General features: G+C 34.2%; 17 protein-coding genes. 16 read left to right on the top strand and 1 reads right to left on the bottom strand.

Going from position 1 to position 19492, the window contains the following annotated elements:
• Nucleotides 1-178: 178 nt before the first annotated feature.
• From RK02_RS09995 to RK02_RS09950, 10 genes are all read left to right on the top strand, one after another.
• The gene (locus RK02_RS09995) at nt 179-1630 is read left to right on the top strand and encodes a GGDEF domain-containing protein (RefSeq protein ID WP_016184125.1); all 1452 of its coding nucleotides are present in this window, start codon (nt 179-181) and stop codon (nt 1628-1630) included.
• A 14-nt stretch (nt 1631-1644) separates the two neighbouring features.
• Nucleotides 1645-2097 (top strand): 50S ribosomal protein L9, encoded by a 453-nt coding sequence (gene rplI / locus RK02_RS09990; protein WP_016184124.1) that lies wholly within the window; start codon nt 1645-1647, stop codon nt 2095-2097.
• Nucleotides 2098-2280: 183 nt separating this feature from the next.
• On the top strand, nt 2281-3651 hold the full coding sequence (gene dnaB / locus RK02_RS09985) for a replicative DNA helicase (RefSeq protein WP_016184123.1): 1371 nt from the start codon (nt 2281-2283) through the stop codon (nt 3649-3651).
• A gap of 280 nt (nt 3652-3931) precedes the next feature.
• Nucleotides 3932-4615 carry an ABC transporter ATP-binding protein gene (locus RK02_RS09980; RefSeq protein WP_016184122.1) on the top strand — a complete coding sequence of 228 codons (684 nt, stop codon included), beginning with the start codon at nt 3932-3934 and terminating at the stop codon, nt 4613-4615.
• A complete protein-coding gene (locus tag RK02_RS09975; protein ID WP_016184121.1) occupies nt 4590-5753 on the top strand; it encodes an ABC transporter permease in 1164 nt (387 codons plus the stop codon). The genes RK02_RS09980 and RK02_RS09975 overlap by 26 nt, the downstream gene beginning before the upstream one ends.
• Complete coding sequence (locus RK02_RS09970; RefSeq protein WP_016184120.1) at nt 5754-6371, top strand: CPBP family intramembrane glutamic endopeptidase; 618 nt, start codon at nt 5754-5756, stop codon at nt 6369-6371.
• A gap of 15 nt (nt 6372-6386) precedes the next feature.
• Nucleotides 6387-6797, top strand: a complete 411-nt coding sequence (locus tag RK02_RS09965) for a hypothetical protein (protein WP_016184119.1) — start codon at nt 6387-6389, stop codon at nt 6795-6797.
• Nucleotides 6798-7009: 212 nt separating this feature from the next.
• Nucleotides 7010-8578, top strand: a complete 1569-nt coding sequence (locus tag RK02_RS09960) for an ABC transporter ATP-binding protein (protein ID WP_016184118.1) — start codon at nt 7010-7012, stop codon at nt 8576-8578.
• Between the two features lie 81 nt (nt 8579-8659).
• A complete protein-coding gene (locus tag RK02_RS09955; protein ID WP_016184117.1) occupies nt 8660-9400 on the top strand; it encodes a LytR/AlgR family response regulator transcription factor in 741 nt (246 codons plus the stop codon).
• 73 nt (nt 9401-9473) lie between these two features.
• Nucleotides 9474-10694, top strand: coding sequence for a sensor histidine kinase (locus RK02_RS09950; RefSeq protein WP_248623574.1), 1221 nt, complete (start codon nt 9474-9476; stop codon nt 10692-10694).
• 116 nt (nt 10695-10810) lie between these two features.
• Here RK02_RS09950 and RK02_RS09945 read toward each other — a convergent pair whose 3' ends face one another.
• A complete protein-coding gene (locus RK02_RS09945) occupies nt 10811-11113 on the bottom strand; it encodes a hypothetical protein (RefSeq protein ID WP_016184115.1) in 303 nt (100 codons plus the stop codon).
• A 289-nt stretch (nt 11114-11402) separates the two neighbouring features.
• On the opposite strand from RK02_RS09945, the gene RK02_RS09940 reads away from it, so the two are divergent.
• The 6 genes from RK02_RS09940 (at nt 11403) to RK02_RS09915 (ending at nt 19474) form a co-directional block, all read left to right on the top strand.
• Nucleotides 11403-13562 carry a PTS transporter subunit IIBC gene (locus RK02_RS09940; protein WP_016184114.1) on the top strand — a complete coding sequence of 720 codons (2160 nt, stop codon included), beginning with the start codon at nt 11403-11405 and terminating at the stop codon, nt 13560-13562.
• Between the two features lie 307 nt (nt 13563-13869).
• Nucleotides 13870-14682, top strand: coding sequence for an endonuclease/exonuclease/phosphatase family protein (locus RK02_RS09935; protein ID WP_016184113.1), 813 nt, complete (start codon nt 13870-13872; stop codon nt 14680-14682).
• Nucleotides 14683-14857: 175 nt separating this feature from the next.
• On the top strand, nt 14858-16150 hold the full coding sequence (locus tag RK02_RS09930; protein WP_016184112.1) for an adenylosuccinate synthase: 1293 nt from the start codon (nt 14858-14860) through the stop codon (nt 16148-16150).
• Nucleotides 16151-16367: 217 nt separating this feature from the next.
• The gene (locus RK02_RS09925; protein ID WP_016184111.1) at nt 16368-16922 is read left to right on the top strand and encodes an ECF-type riboflavin transporter substrate-binding protein; all 555 of its coding nucleotides are present in this window, start codon (nt 16368-16370) and stop codon (nt 16920-16922) included.
• Nucleotides 16923-16938: 16 nt separating this feature from the next.
• Nucleotides 16939-18654, top strand: coding sequence for an ABC transporter ATP-binding protein (locus RK02_RS09920; RefSeq protein WP_016184110.1), 1716 nt, complete (start codon nt 16939-16941; stop codon nt 18652-18654).
• Nucleotides 18644-19474, top strand: a complete 831-nt coding sequence (locus RK02_RS09915; protein WP_016184109.1) for an energy-coupling factor transporter transmembrane component T family protein — start codon at nt 18644-18646, stop codon at nt 19472-19474. Before RK02_RS09920 ends, RK02_RS09915 begins: the two co-directional genes overlap by 11 nt.
• Nucleotides 19475-19492: the final 18 nt, after the last annotated feature.

Here is a 19492-nt window from a genome sequence, read left to right as displayed (position 1 = left end):
TAATTTTATTTGAATAAGCGATAGTTTTGGCTTGATTATAAGCTGTTTAAGTTAAAGGTTGATGTTGTCAAATGCTAGTGATTGTAGTATGTTTCATAACTGCTTATGCAATTTTTTTTGCTTTGTGGTAAAATGGGACTAATTAGGAATTAAAGGAAAAGTAATAGAGGAAAAAATTATGACAGCAATTGGGATTATTTCCATCGATAATTATGATGATGTAATTGATAAGCTTGATGATAAGGAAAGCTCTTATTTAAATACGATGATTACGTCGATTATCTCTGATTGGGCGAGTGAACATCAAATTTTTTATAAGCGCATTAATGCAGAACGTCATTTTTTTGTAGCGAGTGAAGCAGATATCGAAAAGATGCAAAGTCAAAAATTTGATATTTTAAGCAACTTTAAAGATCAAGCACATAAGCGTGAGTTACTATTAACGATGAGTATGGGTATTGCCTATGGGAACGGTTCGTTAAAATTAATTGGTGAAATTGCTCAGGACAATTTAGATTTAGCTTTGATTCGTGGTGGTGATCAGGTGGTAATAAAAGATGATCAGCTAGATTCCAAACCAATCTTTTTCGGCGGCAATTCAGATGGTACGATTAAACGAACTAGAGTCCGCTCTAAGGCGATGAGTACAGCTTTGAAGCGTGTCATGCAAGAAAATGATCAGATATTTATCATGGGACATCGTTTTCCAGATATGGATGCTTTTGGCGCAAGCTTTGGGATTGCTAGCTTGGCTAAAATGATTCATAAAAAATGTTGGATTATCCTTAATCGTGAGGAGATTACTCCAGAATTGCAACGTTGTATTAATGAATTAAAGCAATATCCTGAATTAGAGAGTCTATTGATTTCTGATCAGGAAGCTTTGACCATGCTTAATGAAAAGAGTGTACTGGTTATGGTTGATTATCATCGACCATCGATGTCTATTTCACAGGCGGTATACGATGCCTTTGAAAAAATTGTTGTGATTGATCATCATCGTCGAGGAGAGGAATATCCGAATAAACCGTTATTAAATTATATCGAAGCTTCTGCCTCTTCTGCTTCAGAATTGGTGGCCGAATTACTAGAGTATCAAACCAACGCCGAGATTCGGCTATCTAAATTTGTTGCAACGATGATGTTAGCTGGGATGTATGTGGATACGAAAAACTTTACCTTCAGAAGTTCTTCACGGACCTTTGATATTGCAAGCTACCTTAAAGCGCAAGGTGCAGATGCCACGCAGGTTCAGTATTTATTAAGCTCTGATTTGGATTCTTATTTAGAGATGAGTCAATTAATCAGTACCAGTCAATATATCGCACCGAGAATCGTTTGTGCAATTGGTTTAGAGGATCGAATCTATGGCCGAGTGACTACCGCTAAAGCAGCGGATACCTTGGTTTCTATGGTCGGTGTAGAAGCGGCCTTTGTCATTACCAAGCAAGCAGAAGAGATTATTGGAATCAGTGCGCGAAGTATGGGCAATGTCAATGTCCAAAAGATTATGGAAGCCTTAGAAGGTGGCGGTCATTTTACGAATGCTGCCACAAAAATAAAGGGCCAATCACTTGAAAAAGTTCGTAAAATGCTATTTAATGAAGTAGAGAAGTTAGAATTAAGCTAGGGAAGTGAATAAAGATGAAAGTTATTTTTTTAGCAGATGTGAAAGGTAAAGGTAAAAAAGGCGAAGTAAAGGAAGTACCAACTGGTTACGCACAAAACTACCTAATCAAAAATCAGCTAGCAAAAGAAGCTAACAAAGAAAACATGGCTGAATTAAAAGGGAAACAAAAGGCACAAGCTAAGCACGAAGCAGAAATCTTGGCAGAAGCAAAAGAATTAAAGGCTTTTATTGAAAAGGAAGAAACAGTCGTAACCATCAAAGCTAAAGCAGGTGAAGACGGCCGTTTATTTGGTTCTATTCCATCAAAACAGATTACAGATGCCTTAAATGCCCAATATCAATTAAAAATTGACAAACGTAAAGTTGAATTGAAGCAACCGATTCGTTCATTAGGCTTTACGAATGTGCCAGTGAAATTACATCATGAGGTAACAGCGACGATTCGTGTTCATGTTGTTGCTGAATAAGCCAAGCTAGGTATGGGCTAATCAACCTGCGATAGACTAACTATAGGCTATCGTAGGTTTTTTGTGTCGTTAATGATGCAAGCGAAGGCTTCATTGATTTACGTTTTAAAATGAAAAGAATAAATTGTACTTTTGTTGATAATTCGCTACAATAATGAATAGACTAGAGCTAGGAGAAATTTTATGAACGAAGGATTACAAGAGCGTATTCCCCCACAAGATATTGAAGCAGAGCAAGCGGTGCTGGGGGCGATTTTTTTAGATAGTGATGCGCTCATTGAAGCAATGTCACAAATTGAACCACGTGATTTTTATCGGCGAAGTCATCAGATTATTTATCAGGCGATGATTGCTTTAAATGATCGAAGTGAAGCGATTGATATTATCACGTTGAAGGCGCAAATTGAACAGGATCAGTCACTTGAAGATGTGGGTGGTATTGCTTATTTAACTGAATTGAGCCAAGCAACCCCTTCAGCATCTGGTGTGGCGCACTATGCCAAAATCGTTAAGGATAAATCCACCTTGCGAGAGCTAATCCAAGCAGCTAATCGTATTTTGACTGATGGCTACAACCAAGAAGAAAGTGTCGAAGAAATCGTTGAGGCAGCTGAACGGGGAATTTTGACGGTTTCCGAAAAGCGAAATAGTACAGGGTTTCAAACCATTGCAGACGTATTGAATCGAACGATTGAAAATATTGACCGTTTATCGGTTCAAAATGAAGAAATTACGGGTCTGCCAACCGGTTATCCTGAATTAGATCGCATGACTGCTGGCTTACAAAAAGAGGAATTAATTATTTTGGCGGCTCGACCTGCTGTAGGGAAAACAGCCTTTGCGTTAAATATTGCTCAAAATATCGGTACTCGTACTGGACAGACAGTGGCAATCTTTAGTCTGGAAATGGGGGCGGAATCACTAGTTAACCGGATGCTTTGTGCAGAAGGAACCATTGAAGCAGCACATTTACGTACGGGCCAATTGAGTGAAGAAGAATGGCGTAATTTAATTATGGCGATGGGAAGCTTGTCACGAACGAGTATTTATATCGATGATACACCAGGGATTAAGGTATCAGAAATTCGTGCTCGTTGTCGGCGCTTAGCTCAGGAAAAGGGCAATCTAGGGCTAATTTTAATTGACTATCTGCAACTGATTGAAGGCTCTGGTAGAGAAAGTCGCCAGCAAGAGGTTTCAGAAATTTCTCGTCAATTGAAGAAATTAGCTAAGGAATTGAAGGTACCTGTTATCGCCTTATCACAGCTATCGCGTAGTGTGGAGCAGCGTCAAGACAAGCGACCTGTTTTAAGTGATATTCGTGAATCAGGATCTATCGAGCAAGATGCCGATATTGTCGCCTTTTTATATCGCGAAGACTATTATCAACGCCAAGGAACTGAAGACGACAAGGCACAAGAAGAGCAAGCTGTTGATGATGTGATTGAAGTGATTATTGAAAAAAACCGAAGTGGCGCACGGGGAACCGTCGAGCTTCTCTTTAAAAAGGAATATAATAAATTCGCCTCTATCTCAAGACGCGATGATTTTTAAAAAAGATCAGCACAAATCATTTGAAATGTGCTGGTCTTTTTATATGTCCTGTTAAATATAGAAAAAAAGCTAGAAGCAGTTATTTTGAATAAAAATTGTGAGCCAGTATGTCACTCATTCGGAATTTGATGTTACTTATTGGAAAGTGATTGTAAACGAGATATTCACAAGTTATATTGTTTCTGCAAATAAATTTAGAAAAGTGAGAGGAAGTTAAAATGTTTACAAATTTTTACATCGATTTTAGATCTTTTTATAAATGGTTGACAGGAGCTAAATAATGCTAGAACTAAATAATATTTGTAAATGTTATTCAAATAGTTCAAACATATTAGATAATCTTTCCTTAAAAATTAGTATGGGAGATTTTGTGTCGATTATGGGAACTTCAGGTACAGGAAAATCTACTTTAGTGAATATTTTAGGGCTAATAGATGAAGCATATACAGGAAGTTATATATTTCAAAATACAGAAATACATTATTTGGATGATAATCAGAAAAGTGCGTATCGTAATCAAAATATTGGTTTTATTTTTCAGAATTTTCATTTAATCAAAGAATATACAGTTATAGAAAATATTCGTTTACCTTATTTGTACACCAAAGACCAAGTAGACGAGGAATATATTGAAAAATTATTAATAAAAATGGATTTAATGGACAAAAAAGACGAACTATGTAAAAACTTATCTGGTGGACAAAAACAACGAGTAGCTCTTATTCGCGCTTTGGCTCGTAAGCCACAGCTTTTAATTGCGGATGAGCCAACCGGTGCTTTAGACGAAAAAAATAGTCAAGCATTAGTTAGATTATTATTGAGGTTAAATCGTGAAGAAAAATTAACCATTATAATAGTAACGCACGATGAACAAGTAGCTAAAAAAACCGATAAGATTTATCAATTAAAACAAGGAAAATTGGTGGAGAAAAAACTCGATGAATATGAAACGCATTATAATTGATGTCATAAAATCTTTATCAAGAAATAAACGACAAAGTATCCTAACGGCAATATCATTTGCTATTTCGGTATTTGTTGTATTGTTTATTCTTTCTAGTAGTAGCTTTACAACTAATTCGATTGCGCAAGGAGTTGATTTGGATAACCAAACGACAACACTCAATTTTCATTCAAATAATTTATTTAACAAAAAAGGTTTCACGAAAGCAGATAGTGAATTAATAGAAAAAAAATTTGCAATAAAATCAAAACTGCACACTAGTTCCTATGATATATATGTAGAAAGTTCATTAAATAAAATGACTAAGCCTTTGTCGATACGAACAGTTCAACAATTAGCAGAGAATGATTTATCTTTACCAACTATTGTTTATGGAAAAGGCTGGTCACAAATAAAAAATAGTGTACAAGAGATAGCAATCAGCGATCAAGCACTTCGTTCGTTGGTACACGAAAATAATATAGCGAAGTATCTAAAAAAAGAGATAATATTACAAAATCAAAAATATAAAATCGCTACTATTTATCAATCTTCATCAATATCTGAGCAATATCCAGCAATCATTGTATCTGAGCAGATTGTTAACCAAGTCTTTCATAAGCAAATTTATTATGATGAATTAATTCTAACTACAAGTCAGGAAAAAAAGATAAATCAGGTATTGAAAGTATTAGATCAACAAGGAGAAAATCGATTACTAGGAAGCTATCAATGGATTGATAAAAAAGCTATTTATGAGGAAACAAAAAGTCAGGCAGATACTATTTTGAATTTTATTGCTCTATTAGCAAGTATCTCTATTTTTGTATCAGGTTTTGGAGTAATGAATGCAATGTTATCTTCTATCAGTGAACGTTCGCAAGAAATTAGTATGCGGCGTGCTTTGGGTGCTAAGAAAAGAGTGATTATGATTACTTATTTAATGGAAGGAAGTTTATTATCTTTATTTGGCGGTGTAGTAGGTACAATTATTGCGGGAGTTTTTATTATAATGATGAATTTTATGGGAATGCAAGCAATGGTTTCAGGAATGCAAGTTATGATTACTTTATTAGCTACACTATTTTTCGGTATGTTATTTAGCGTTCTTCCTGCAATGGTAGCAGCACATAAAAATATTGCAGAAGGATTAAGATAGATGAAGGTGGGAAGATTAAGCTTTGGAGAATATTTATTTTTGACTATTTCTGTTGCAATTGTACCTGTGTGCTTTATTTTGGTAGGTGATGCATTGGTTTCGATGATGGTACATCAGGCAGATATGTTACTCCAAATGTATGCTGAACGTATATCGTTTATATTAGTTTCTTTAGGAATTTATATTGCTCTAAGCAAGAGTGAATTAATTGGAGTAAACGAAAGATATATATTTTCCATTGGTCAACTTCTGAGCTATACATTTCAAATTATATTAGTATTTATTATTTTAAAGTTAGTATCAAATGGTAATAAAGATAATATATATTTAATTTTTTTTCTAATATTAAATTATTTGATTGCTTGGGAAGAAGAATTTGTTTATCGTTACATGATTCCAAAATTATTAAAAGAAATATTTTGTTCTAATAAAATAATTTATATTTTACAGGCAATAATATTTGTATATATAGGTCATATGGGAGATAGTTTGATAGATAATTTGATATATCGGATACCATTGTCCTTTTTCTTATACTACTTGAAAGATAAAACTGGAAATATTATTTATTCTACATCGCTACATTCCGTTTGGAATATTATTATAAATTATATCTGAGAGGTGAATGTTGTTATGAAAAAATTAGATTTTTTTTTACTAATTAGTGGCATCTTAGAAATGGTTGTTTGCTTTTATTTGTTAAATAAATTGACAATTTTTCAATTTATGTTTTTTGCACAAATATTACCATCACTTTTATTAGCTCTATTTATGGGAAGAATTGCCAGTCAGATGAAAAAAAAATGGATGCTTTTGGTTTTATCAGGGATTGTATATGCAGGACTAATGTATATTCTTATAAAATATACACCTATGTCTACAATAGAGGCAAATACTGTTCAATCAGCGAGCTCTGTATTTGAATTTAATAAAAATATACAGTTTGGTAGTTATGTAGGTTTTTTTATACAGGAAATATTTTTAACAGCATTTGTAATGCTGATGGTTAAAGTATTTAACAAAATCAAGTTAGGTGCATTCTAATGAAGTTTTGTTTAAATAAATAAAATATGAGGAGGGATATACCATGTTTAAATTTTAAAAAAAATTCACTACGCAATATTTATGGGGAGTATATACTCATAAAACTTATTACAAGAATGGTAAGTTAAAATCTTAATATGAGTGAAAAAGTGGATGAAAGATGATGATCTTAAATCCACTTTTTTGATTAATATAAAAAGGAATGAGTATTTTTGAAAAAGATAGTGTTTACTTTGATAAATTATACCAATACAAAAGATAAATTGTTATGGTGTTTAGGTATGATATTCATGTTAGTTTCATCAATAGTTGCATTGTATTATCCAATTATATTTAATCATATACTAGAATGTATACCAAAATTTGACTTTGATGAATTAAAGATAATTCTTTTATTATTTTTAGTTCATTTGCTATTTATAAGTTTATCATTGTACATTTTAGGTATAACAGGAGAAAAATATGTAAAAAAAATACGGATACATATTATAGAAAAGTATTTAAAAAAATATATAAAGGATATTAATTATACAGAATTATCTAGTAGAGTTATCTATAATTCTGAAATATTTTCGGAATTAATTTCTCAACAGATTCCAAAATTAATAATAAGTTCAATTCAATTATTAATAATCATTTATATTATTTTATCGATAAGTTTAAAGCTAACTTCTTTGATTGCTATGCAAGTTATTATTGTATTTATAATTTCATCAATATTAGGTAAAAAAATGGGATTATTTCATCTTTATTATCAAAATCTGATTTCAAAAATTAATCAATCATTAACAGAGATATTTGAAAGAAGAATGTTAATACATCTAAATGGAACTGAGAAAAAAGAAAAAATGAACATTTTTTCTAAATTACATCATTTATATATTTTATCAAAGAGAATATTACTGTTTAATTCAATTCAGTATATTATAAAACAATTAATGATAATAGGTGTGATAGGTTTGACAGTTTATTTCATTAATAAAGAGATAAGTAGCGATAATATCACTAATTCAAATGTTAGATTATATATTATGTATTGCATTCAGATGTTGCCAGCAATTATGACCATTATAGAAGAAATCACTATAATAGTTGATAATCATATTTTATTAACAGATTTATATTGCCAAGTTGAATCTTTTTCAAAAAACAAAGCAGATGAAGTTTCTCAAATAGTCAATAATGGAACTTTTATAGAACTCAATAACTTATCAAATGGAAAAGTAAATATAAATCATTATCTATTTAGTCCTAGTAATGTTTATCAAATTATAGGCATATCTGGCATTGGAAAATCAACACTTATAGAAAGAATACTTGGTTTTTCTAATTTATATAGTGGTGATGTCAAGATAAGTTTTGAATCTACAAAATATATGAGCGATGGAATATCATATTACCATAATAAACAAAATATTATTGTAGGAAAGACAATAAAGGAGAATCTAAAATATTTTCAAAATTATGAAGATAAAGAAATATTACAAGTATTATCACTATTTGGGATAATCACAGATAAAAGAGACGATATATTAAATACAATAGTTAGTAAAGAAAATCTATCGACAGGACAATTAGCAAGAATAGCCTTAGCACGAGAGTTTTTAAAAAAAGAAGCAGAAATTACTATTTTAGATGAACCATACTCTCATTTAGATATAAATAGTGCTAAAAAGATAGATTATTTATTTAGAGAGAAGTGTAAAAATTCTATATTAATTATTATTTCACATAAGAGAGAATTATTTCGATTAGATGACAAGATTTTAGAATTGAGTTAGTCAATTTCACCGGATTTTTATGACTTATAGAGGTAAATATGATATAATTTGCTGAATATAAATTAGGAAAAGGATGATAAGATGAATATTATTATTTGTGACGATGATAGGTTATGTCGGAAACAAATTAGTTCAAGATTAATTGATTTCCTTAATTCATATCAAGCAGATTATACAATTGAAGAATTTTATTCAGCTGAACAGGTATTAAACTACTGTAAAAAAGAAAATAGTCAAACAATTGATTTACTTTTGCTAGATATTGAGATGTCTGGTATGGATGGTATTCATTTGAAAGATAATCTTTTTTATCAGTCAAAAATTAAGTATATTATATTTATTTCGAGCTTTCGTGAACGAATTGATGAAACTTTCGGTAATAAAACACTTGGTTTTTTGGATAAACCTCTCATAATGGATAAGTTTAATCGTCTATTACAAAAAGCTTATCAATTATTCCAACAAGAAGAGTTATTCCTTATATATGACATCAACCGTATTCCTCATAATATTAAATTAAATGAAGTTGCCTATTTACAGGCTGCTGGTGAGTGGTCAGTGTTATATTTAAATAGTGGTAAACAAGAAATTGTGATTAAAGAAATGCTAAACGAAGCTATTCATAAAATAGCTAAAGCACAAATGGTTAGAATTTCTAAGTCAGTTGCTGTTTCCTTAAATTATGTTATCAAAGCAAATAGTACAACGATTTTTACAGTAGATGGACAAAAATTTAATCTAGGACGAGCGTATAAACATGATTTTCAAGAATCATTTATTAACTATCTAAAAACAGGTATGGCAAAAAATAATGAGAAATGAATTGTTCTTTTTGCTAATTACGCTTTTATTTGATGGTATTTCTTGTTATTTGGGATATAGTATCTTAGGTGGAATGAAGTTTATTAATCGAATTCAAAGATGGGGAGTAGCAATAATATTTATTGTCTGTTTCTCGCTTTTTGTTTTTTATTTTTTTGACTTCAAAGATTATTTTTCAATTAGTCTGTCATCAACATTAGTACTAATTTTGCTTACTTTGGAAAAGGAAGATAGGCTAAAAAGTATTGGTATCTATTTATTTATATTTCTGGGAACTTCAACCATAGGAGTTGCTGAAATTTTTATTTTAATGTCTGTTTATCAACAGTCGTTTGAACAACTTTCTAATAATATGAATATAGTGATAGCAGTTGATTTTGGACAAATTTCTCTTCTTTTCATCATTTATTATCTAAGGAAAAAAATATTCAAAGATAAATATATAAAATTTAATAAAAGTCAATATGTTATTTTTAATTTAATAATTCTAGCTATTACTGTGTTGATTTCTGTCTTACAGTATCTCGATGGAAAATTACCGATTATCAATGATACGAAAATATTGCTAGTAATTTCAATCTTATTATGTTTGTTATTACTATTCCTAGCCGTCTATCAAGCGTATTTGAATACCAATCAACAGCTTTTGCGTGAAAAAAATCAATTGCAAATCGATTTTCAGAGAATGCAGCAGATGTATTATGAGAGTATCTTAAAGCAAAATGAAGATATTCGTCGTTTTAAGCATGATTTTAATGGGCATTTACAGACCATTCGCTATTTAAATTCCCAAAAATCCTCCCAAGAGTTAGAGCATTATTTGCAAAAAATAGCGCAACAAGCTAACATTCATTTACAGACCAAATATACTGGGAATAAGGTCGTGGATATTTTGCTACTTGATTTATGCAATCAAGCACACCTTAATGAAATCGAAGTAAGGATTGATGGCTATTTACCTAATCAATTATTTATAGAAGATTTTGATTTGACGACTATTTGTTTTAATTTATTTAAAAATGCGTTAGAAGCCGTTAGTCAGGTAAGTGTACAGGAAGAACGTGTTATTGATATTTTTGTAGATTATGTCGATCAAACGCATTTTGTGATGGAAATAAAAAATACTATCTCACAAAAGGTGGAGATTAAAGACAATCAAATTACAACATCGAAAGCCGATGGGATAAATCATGGGATTGGCTTAAAAAATGTAGCGGCAACAGTAGAAAAATATGAGGGCTATTTGAGTTTAGCGAGCAGCGAGAAAGTATTCAGTGTGAAGCTCTTTATGTAGTAGTAGTCTCTTTTGACTAGAGTCATTTAGTCAAAAGAGGCTATTTTTATAAAAAAGAGTAAACCGGCTACGGCAGTTTTTTTAATCACCGGATAGAGCCAAGGAGAGTGGTTAAATTATAATCCACTAGCTGGAGAGGCAAAGTAGAGAAAGCCTACTTTTCTGACAACAAAATAGTAAGGGTAAGACTTATAAGGATCCTTGTAGGTCACTGCATAGGCTGTTTCATGAATATAGGGATTGGCATTTTGGTAGTTATCGACAGTAGTAAATTTGGCTGTGAAGGCGGATTGAAGATCAAATATAAAACAAGAACGCATGGCGATTTCAGGGCTAAGATGGGTGATAATCCCACCGACAAAAAATACGATTAATGTAATTTTTAAATAGTAATCTAATTTATTTTTCTTATCTAACATTATGTACTCCTAGTTGTTTATTTTCTTTATTTTAGCAAAGCGTCTTTTTAAAGATAGCGTTTACTTAGAATCTTATTTATTTTTTAAATTTTTTGATAAGAGAGAAAGCTAGTGGAAAAAAGGGGGCAATTAGTCAAAACAGCTATAATTTTTAGCAATCGGTTGCATCAACGTCGTATTAATTAAATAAATTTAAATTAAAGTGTTTACAAACAGATAAATAAGATATATAATCATTTTAACGAAATCGGTTGCGTAAAAACCGGAAAAAGGATTAAGGAGAAATACAATGAGGAAAATTTTTAGTTTTGAATTTTGGCAAAAATTTGGTAAAGCCTTGATGGTAGTGGTAGCTGTAATGCCGGCTGCTGGTTTAATGATTAGTATTGGTAAAACGATTCCCCTAATCAATCCAGATGTGGCAGCTTTAGTGACTACTGGTGGGGTAATTGAAAATATTGGTTGGGCAATTATCGGCAACCTTCATATTTTATTTGCCTTGGCAATTGGTGGTAGCTGGGCTAAAGAAAGAGCTGGTGGCGCTTTTGCGGCAGGTTTAGCATTTATTTTAATTAATCGTATTACTGGCTCAATCTTCGGTGTAACTAGTGAAATGTTAAGTAATCCGAAAGCGTATACGCATACCTTATTTGGTACGAAGATTATGGTTAAAGGTTTCTTCACTAGCGTTTTAGAAGCGCCGGCTTTAAATATGGGAGTATTTGTTGGGATTATCGCTGGGTTTGTTGGGGCGATGGCCTTCAATAAATACTACAATTATCGTAAGCTACCTGATGCGCTATCATTCTTTAATGGTAAACGTTTTGTTCCGTTTGTTGTTATTCTATGGTCTGTAATTTGTTCTTTAATATTAGCGGTTGTTTGGCCAGCAGTTCAATCAGGAATTAATCATTTTGGTTTATGGATTGCACAATCTCAAGATACAGCACCAATTTTAGCACCGTTTTTATATGGAACATTGGAACGTTTATTACTACCATTTGGTTTGCATCACATGCTGACTATTCCAATTAACTATACTGCACTAGGTGGTACGTACGAAATTTTATCTGGTGCACAGGCTGGTACCAAAGTATTTGGTCAAGATCCACTATGGTTAGCTTGGGCAACAGACTTAGTGAACTTAAAAGGTGCTGGCGATATGAGCCAATATCACTATGTTTTAACGCATTGGACACCTGCACGTTTCAAAGTGGGTCAAATGATTGGTGCAACCGGAATTTTAATGGGTATGACTTTAGCAATGTATCGCAATGTGGATGCAGACAAACGTCATTTGTATAAATCTATGTTTGTTTCAGCAGCATTGGCCGTTTTCTTAACAGGGGTAACTGAACCATTAGAATTTATGTTTATGTTTGCTGCGGTTCCATTATATGTTGTCTATGCTTTCATTCAGGGAGCTGCCTTTGCAAGTGCGGACTTAATCAATTTACGTGTACACTCATTTGGTAATATTGAATTATTAACGAGAACACCACTAGCTATTAAAGCTGGTTTAGGTGGCGATTTAATTCACTTTGTTTTAGTCTCAATTGGTTTTGGGGTATTTACGTACTTTTTAGCTAGCTTTTTAATTAAGAAATTTAATTTTGCTACTCCTGGACGTAATGGAAACTATGATTTAGATACAAATGATACTCAAGGTAATCAAACGCCGGTTCAAGGGAATGATCAAGCCTTTGCGATTATCAATTTGTTAGGTGGTCGTAGCAATATTGTGGATGTAGATGCTTGTATGACTCGCTTACGTGTAACAGTGAAAGAGGCTAGTCAAGTTGGTAGTGAGGAAGCTTGGAAAGCAGCTGGTGCGATGGGCTTAATCATGAAAGATAATGGAGTTCAAGCAGTTTATGGACCAAAAGCTGATGTGCTGAAATCAGATATTCAAGATATTTTAGATTCAGGTATGGAAATTCCTGAGGTACAATTAGCAGCTACTGAAGAAAAAACGAATAAACAGTCTAAGGGTGTTCGTGAACAAATTGTTAGTGTAGCTGATGGAGAAGTAATCAGTATTGAACAAGTAAATGATCCTGTTTTCTCAGGTAAAATGATGGGTGATGGCTTTGCTGTTGAACCTACAAATGGTACGATTGTTGCGCCAGTTTCTGGTAAGGTTACCAGCGTTTTCCCAACCAAACATGCAATCGGTATTCAAACTGCAGCTGGCTTAGAAGTATTGTTGCACATGGGTATTGATACGGTTAGCTTAGAGGGTAAACCATTTACGCTTAAGGTGACTGAAGGAAGTCAAGTGGTAGCAGGACAAGTGGTGGCACAAGTTGACTTAGCTGCTCTACAAAAGGCTGATAAACAAGCAACGATGATTGTCGCTTTTACCAATATGGATCAAGTAAGTGCGTTTGACTTAACAAATAAAGGAACACAAACAGCAGGTAGTGTGATTGGGGAAGTAGAGTGCTAACCTTGATAAATTGAATGATTGAAAAAAGCGAGGAGATTTCTTCGCTTTTTTCATTGATGAAATAAGGTTGTTGTGTCAGTCGATCAGCTACGAGCAAATAAGCACCTGTCTGGCAGCAAAATCCGTAGTTATAAAGTTTTTACTAGCCAGACGAGCTTATTTGATGAAGTCGCTACTGACAAAATACCGCAGATAAGGTTGTTGTGTTATCAACTTTTAGCCCTTTAGCATAATCTGGCTAGCTTAAATGCTTGTTTTGTGGTAGCGTACTAATAAATGAAAAAGTAGGAAGGAATTTGATATTTATATGAAAGTAATGACATTAAATACCCATAGCTGGATGGAGGAAAATCCATTAGAGAAATTAACGCAAATTGCTGAATGGATCGCCAAGCAAGAGATTGAAATAATTGCCTTGCAAGAAATCAATCAATTAATCGATTCGCCAGCTATCACCCCTAATCAATATTTTTGCCCACTAGATGAGCAAGCGCCCATTCACGAGGATAATTTTGCCTATCTTTTAGTAGAAGAATTAGCTAAGCTGGGCGTACATTATTATTGGAGCTGGACCTATGCACATATCGGTTATGATATCTACGAAGAAGGCCTAGCAATTTTGGCTAAAAATCCGTTACAACCAGCTGCATTTATTGCTTCTATCGAACAAGATCCTAAAAAATTGGCACGTAAGCAATTAGTTGCTCGACTAACCAGCTCGGTTGGCGGACTGACAGTATTATCCGGTCATTATTCTTGGGCGGGTGAAGATGGCTTTAGCTATGAGTGGCAGCAAACCGTTGACTATTTAAAAGCAGAAACGAATCCCCTATTATTCATGGGCGATTTTAATAATCCTGCTGATACTAAAGAACATCAAGCCATTTTAGCTAGCCCCTTACAACTCAATGATGCCTTTTTGGTCGCTCAAGCAAAACAAGGTGAGCATACTGTAGTAAAAGCAATTGATGGTTGGTCTGAAAATACGCAAAAATTACGAATTGATTATGTTTTTTTAGACGAAATGTTCCACGTGAAACAATACAAGGTGATTTTTGATGGAATAAAGCAGCCTATGGTCAGTGATCATGCAGGTGTCTTGGTTGAATTTGCTAAATAAGGGGTATTTTTCGGTTTTTTTCTTTTAAAATGTTTATAAAAAATAAAATGTTCGGTTTTTGGTTGATAATTAATCGAAAATGAAAATAATATTCGATAATTTCATTGCAACTTTCTTGGTTTATTGTTAAAATACATAAGGAATGCAATTTAAAAGAAAGAAAGAGGTCATGCAGATGTCATCTGTAGTTGTTGTAGGAACCCAATGGGGCGATGAAGGAAAAGGAAAAATTACTGATTTTCTAAGTGAAAATGCTGAAGTAATTGCACGTTATCAAGGTGGTGATAACGCAGGTCATACGATTAAATTTAATGGTACTACCTATAAGTTGCATTTAATTCCATCAGGGATTTTTTATCAAGATAAGATTAGTGTGATAGGGAATGGGGTTGTTGTTAATCCGAAATCGTTAGTAACTGAGCTTGCTTATTTACATGAACGGAATATCCCAACAGATAACTTGCGTATATCTGATCGTGCGCATGTGATTTTACCTTATCATATTCAATTAGATCAGTTACAAGAAGAGGCAAAAGGTGATAATAAGATTGGTACCACGATTAAAGGGATTGGGCCAGCTTATATGGATAAAGCCGCACGTGTGGGAATTCGTATCGCTGATTTATTGGATCGTGAAATCTTTGAAGAAAGATTACGCATTAATTTAGAAGAAAAAAATCGTTTATTTGTGAAGATGTATGGGGCTAAGCCAATTGCCTTTGAAGATATTTTTGAAGAATACTATGCTTATGGTCAACAGATTAAGCAATATGTGACAGATACATCTGTGATTTTAAACGATGCCTTAGATCAAGGCAAACGTGTATTATTTGAAGGTGCACAAGGAGTTATGCTGGATATCGATCAAGGGACTTATCCGTTTGTAACTTCTTCAAATCCAGTAGCTGGTGGTGTAACTATTGGTAGTGGGGTTGGTCCATCTAAAATCAATAAGGTTGTTGGTGTATGTAAGGCTTATACCTCACGAGTAGGCGATGGACCTTTCCCAACAGAACTATTTGATGAAGTGGGTCATCAAATTCGCGAGGTTGGTCACGAATATGGGACAACAACTGGCCGTCCTCGTCGTGTGGGTTGGTTTGACTCAGTTGTCATGCGTCATTCTAAACGCGTTTCTGGTATCACGAATCTATGTCTGAACTCAATCGATGTATTAAGTGGCTTAGAAACCGTGAAAATCTGTACAGCTTATGAATTAGATGGTGAATTAATTTATCACTATCCAGCAAGTCTAAAAGAATTGCAACGTTGTAAGCCAGTTTATGAAGAATTACCTGGTTGGTCTGAAGATATTACTAATTGTAAGAGTCTATCTGATTTACCAGAAAATGCGCGTAACTATGTTCGACGTGTGTCTGAATTAGTTGGTGTACGTATTTCAACCTTCTCAGTAGGTCCAGATCGTACACAGACCAACGTTTTAGAAAGTGTTTGGTCTCAAATCTAAGCGTTAGTGATTATTTTAGCGGAAAAGCATAAAAGGTTTATTTTGGTTAGAGCAGGTACTCAGTAAGACAGGATGCTGAGTACCTGTTTTTATGTTTCAATTAGTCTTGATTATCCAAATGTATCACGACTAACATTTGTTTTTGACGGATAGCCTAAAAATAGGTATAGTAAAAATTGATTTGAAAAAAATATGTAATCTTTTGGGGGATGAATCTATGAAAAAAGGAAATTCAATACAGGCAATTGTCGCTATTGGGATAGGAGCAGCAATTTATTTTGTTTTAGCCAGATATGTCGCTATTCCAACACCTGTTCCAAATACGACTTTACAAACAAGCTATGGTTTTTTAGCGTTAATCGCTAGCGTTTTTGGACCAATCGTTGGTGGCTTAGTTGGCTTTTTAGGCCATACCTTGACGGATATGACTTTATATGGACCGTGGTGGAGTTGGATTGTATGCTCAGGTATTTGTGGCGTTTGTTATGGCTTTATTGGTAAGTTTTTATCTGTTACTAAAGGAATATTTGGTGTAAAAGATGCGATTATTTTTAATATTGGTCAAATTGTTACCAATATCGTTGCTTGGGGTGTGATTGCTCCGTCTTTAGATATTTTGATTTATTCTGAGCCAGCGAATAAGGTGTACCTACAAGGCTTAACAAGTGCGGCACTTAATAGCATCAGTGTGGCGATTATTGGTACGATTTTACTCTATTCTTATGCCAAAACACGCGTGCAAAAGGGTAGCTTATCTAAAGAAAACGATTAGATAGAGGATGATGCAGGTGAAAAAACCGATAATCGAATGTAAACAGCTATCCTTTCAATATGATAGTCAACAAGAGCCTACCCTACAAGCCATTGATGTAACGATTTATGAAGGGGAAACCGTCTTAATTTTAGGGCCAAGTGGTTCAGGTAAATCAACTTTTGGGCATTTAATCAATGGATTAATTCCTAACGCTTATGTTGGTACGATTACTGGTGAGATGACGGTGGGTGATTTGCAGGTGGGGAAGGCTGATATTTTTTCTTTATCAACCTATGTTGGTACAGTCTTACAGGATACAGATGGACAATTTTTAGGTTTAACGGTGGCAGAAGATATTGCCTTTGCTTTAGAAAATGAAGCCGTGCCAACTGAGCAGATGCATCAACAAGTCCAATACTGGGCAGAAAAAGTTGGCTTACAAAATCAATTAACTTATCGACCACAGGATTTATCTGGAGGTCAAAAGCAACGAGTATCAATGGCTGGTGTGATGATTGGGAAGACACCGATTTTATTATTTGATGAACCTTTAGCCAATCTGGATCCAGCTGCCGGCAAGCAAGCGATGGAATATATTCATGAGCTAAAGCAGGAGTTAAATGCAACAGTTATCATTATTGAGCATCGATTAGAAGATGTCTTACATTGCCCACTTGACCGGATGTTAGTTTTTGACCAAGGTAGATTAGTCAGTGATCATACACCAGCTGAATTATTAGCCAGTGATACTTTAACAAAGCTTGGTATTCGTGAGCCGTTATATATTAGCGCCTTGAAATATGCTGGTGTTGACTTAAGCCGATTGTCTAATTTAGCAGATATTCAGGCTTTAGACTTCACTCAAGCACAAGCACAGCTGAAGGACTGGTATCAGCAATATCAAGCAACCAGTCCAAAAATTACTAGCACGCCTTTACTGCGTTTAGCGCATATTCAAGCAGGCTATCAGCAAACGCCGATATTAAAGGATATGACTACAGTGATTCAAAAGGGCGAAATGACCGCAATTGTCGGTCAAAACGGTGCAGGCAAAAGCACATTAATCAAGTTAATCTGTGGCTTCTTACAGCCAACAGCCGGTACCTTGCTTTATAAAGAGGAGGATTTTACCAAGGCTTCGATTAAGGAACGAGCGGATAAAATTGGTTATGTTATGCAAAATCCCAATCAAATGATTTCACAAACGATGATTTTTGATGAAGTAGCACTGGGCTTACGACTGCGTCAGGTTGCTGAAGATGAAATTAAAACGCGTGTCTATGAAGCCCTAAAGATTTGTGGATTATATCCTTATCGTAACTGGCCGATTCAAGCGTTAAGCTATGGTCAGAAAAAACGTGTGACGATTGCTTCAATGCTGGTGCTACAGCCAGAAATCTTGATTTTAGATGAGCCTACTGCTGGTCAGGACTATGCGCATTATACGAAAATGATGTCTTTTCTTGAATCGCTCAATCGCCAAGGAATCACTATTTTAATGGTGACCCATGATATGCACCTAATGCTTGAATATACCAATCGCGCGTTGGTTATTGTCGACGGTAAGCTGATTGCTGACATCCAACCAGCAGACCTTTTAACCAATGAAGCGCTGATTGAACAAGCCTCATTAAAGGCAACGAGTCTTTATTATTTAGCAAAACGTATTGGTTTGGCTACACCGGCAAGCTTCGTGCAGGCATTTATTGATTTTGAGAGAAAGGCGAGGGAACAAGCAGATGCAAAATAATCTATTAGGCTATGTTGCTGGCAATACCTATCTACATCGAATGAATGCAGCGATTAAGCTAGCCTGTTTTTTGCTTTTAACGATCGCATCGATGATTACCTATGATACGCGCTTTTTACTTTTGATGATGGTTTTCTCGATGGTATTATTTGTACAAGCGAAAATCAAATATCAACAAGTCAAATTTGTTTTGCATTTGGTGTTTATCTTCTCGGTATTAAATTTACTATTTGTGTATCTCTTTGCTCCTAACTATGGGGTGACACTCTATCATAGTCAAACGGTACTGTTAAAGGGAATAGGGGCTTATCAATTGACGAGCCAGCAATTGTTCTATGAATTCAATCTATTGTTGAAATACTTTTCAACGATTCCCATCGCCCTAGTCTTTATTTTGACCACTAATCCGAGTGAGTTTGCGGCTAGCTTAAATCGTTTAGGCATTAGTTACCGAATTAGCTACGCCTTTGCCCTAGCCTTACGCTATATTCCGGATATTCAGGAGGATTTCCAGCAAATAAAAATGGCGCAGCAGGCTCGAGGGTTGGAATTAAGCCAAAAAGCTCGCTTGATGCAGCGAGTGAGAGGGAGTATGCAGATTTTATTGCCACTGATTCTAACTAGCTTTGAGCGAATTGAAGTCATTGCTCATGCGATGGAATTAAGGAGATTTGGACAAAAGAAACGCCGAACTTGGTATGCGAACAAGCCGATTGTAGCGAGTGATCTTTTAGCTTTATTGATTTGTTGCTTGCTATTGGCTTTGAGTATCGCTTTATTTTATGTTAACGGCGGTCGATTTTATAATCCATTTAAATAAAACAAAAAGTCTTAGTTG

It is taken from the genome of Enterococcus columbae DSM 7374 = ATCC 51263, assembly GCF_000406925.1.
Taxonomy (GTDB): Bacteria; Bacillota; Bacilli; order Lactobacillales; family Enterococcaceae; genus Enterococcus_E; species Enterococcus_E columbae.
This window is presented reverse-complemented; position numbering and strand designations above follow the sequence as displayed.

What these genes read in the sequence shown, in the direction of transcription:
- RK02_RS09995 (WP_016184125.1), top strand. Translation starts at nt 179, where the DNA reads ATGACAGCAATTGGGATTATTTCCATCGATAATTATGATGATGTAATT.
- RK02_RS09940 (WP_016184114.1), top strand. Translation starts at nt 11,403, where the DNA reads ATGAGGAAAATTTTTAGTTTTGAATTTTGGCAAAAATTTGGTAAAGCC.
- RK02_RS09955 (WP_016184117.1), top strand. Translation starts at nt 8,660, where the DNA reads ATGAATATTATTATTTGTGACGATGATAGGTTATGTCGGAAACAAATT.
- dnaB (WP_016184123.1), top strand. Translation starts at nt 2,281, where the DNA reads ATGAACGAAGGATTACAAGAGCGTATTCCCCCACAAGATATTGAAGCA.
- RK02_RS09945 (WP_016184115.1), bottom strand. Translation starts at nt 11,113, where the DNA reads ATGTTAGATAAGAAAAATAAATTAGATTACTATTTAAAAATTACATTA.
- RK02_RS09915 (WP_016184109.1), top strand. Translation starts at nt 18,644, where the DNA reads ATGCAAAATAATCTATTAGGCTATGTTGCTGGCAATACCTATCTACAT.
- rplI (WP_016184124.1), top strand. Translation starts at nt 1,645, where the DNA reads ATGAAAGTTATTTTTTTAGCAGATGTGAAAGGTAAAGGTAAAAAAGGC.
- RK02_RS09975 (WP_016184121.1), top strand. Translation starts at nt 4,590, where the DNA reads ATGAATATGAAACGCATTATAATTGATGTCATAAAATCTTTATCAAGA.
- RK02_RS09930 (WP_016184112.1), top strand. Translation starts at nt 14,858, where the DNA reads ATGTCATCTGTAGTTGTTGTAGGAACCCAATGGGGCGATGAAGGAAAA.
- RK02_RS09950 (WP_248623574.1), top strand. Translation starts at nt 9,474, where the DNA reads ATGAAGTTTATTAATCGAATTCAAAGATGGGGAGTAGCAATAATATTT.
- RK02_RS09925 (WP_016184111.1), top strand. Translation starts at nt 16,368, where the DNA reads ATGAAAAAAGGAAATTCAATACAGGCAATTGTCGCTATTGGGATAGGA.
- RK02_RS09980 (WP_016184122.1), top strand. Translation starts at nt 3,932, where the DNA reads ATGCTAGAACTAAATAATATTTGTAAATGTTATTCAAATAGTTCAAAC.
- RK02_RS09970 (WP_016184120.1), top strand. Translation starts at nt 5,754, where the DNA reads ATGAAGGTGGGAAGATTAAGCTTTGGAGAATATTTATTTTTGACTATT.
- RK02_RS09965 (WP_016184119.1), top strand. Translation starts at nt 6,387, where the DNA reads ATGAAAAAATTAGATTTTTTTTTACTAATTAGTGGCATCTTAGAAATG.
- RK02_RS09935 (WP_016184113.1), top strand. Translation starts at nt 13,870, where the DNA reads ATGAAAGTAATGACATTAAATACCCATAGCTGGATGGAGGAAAATCCA.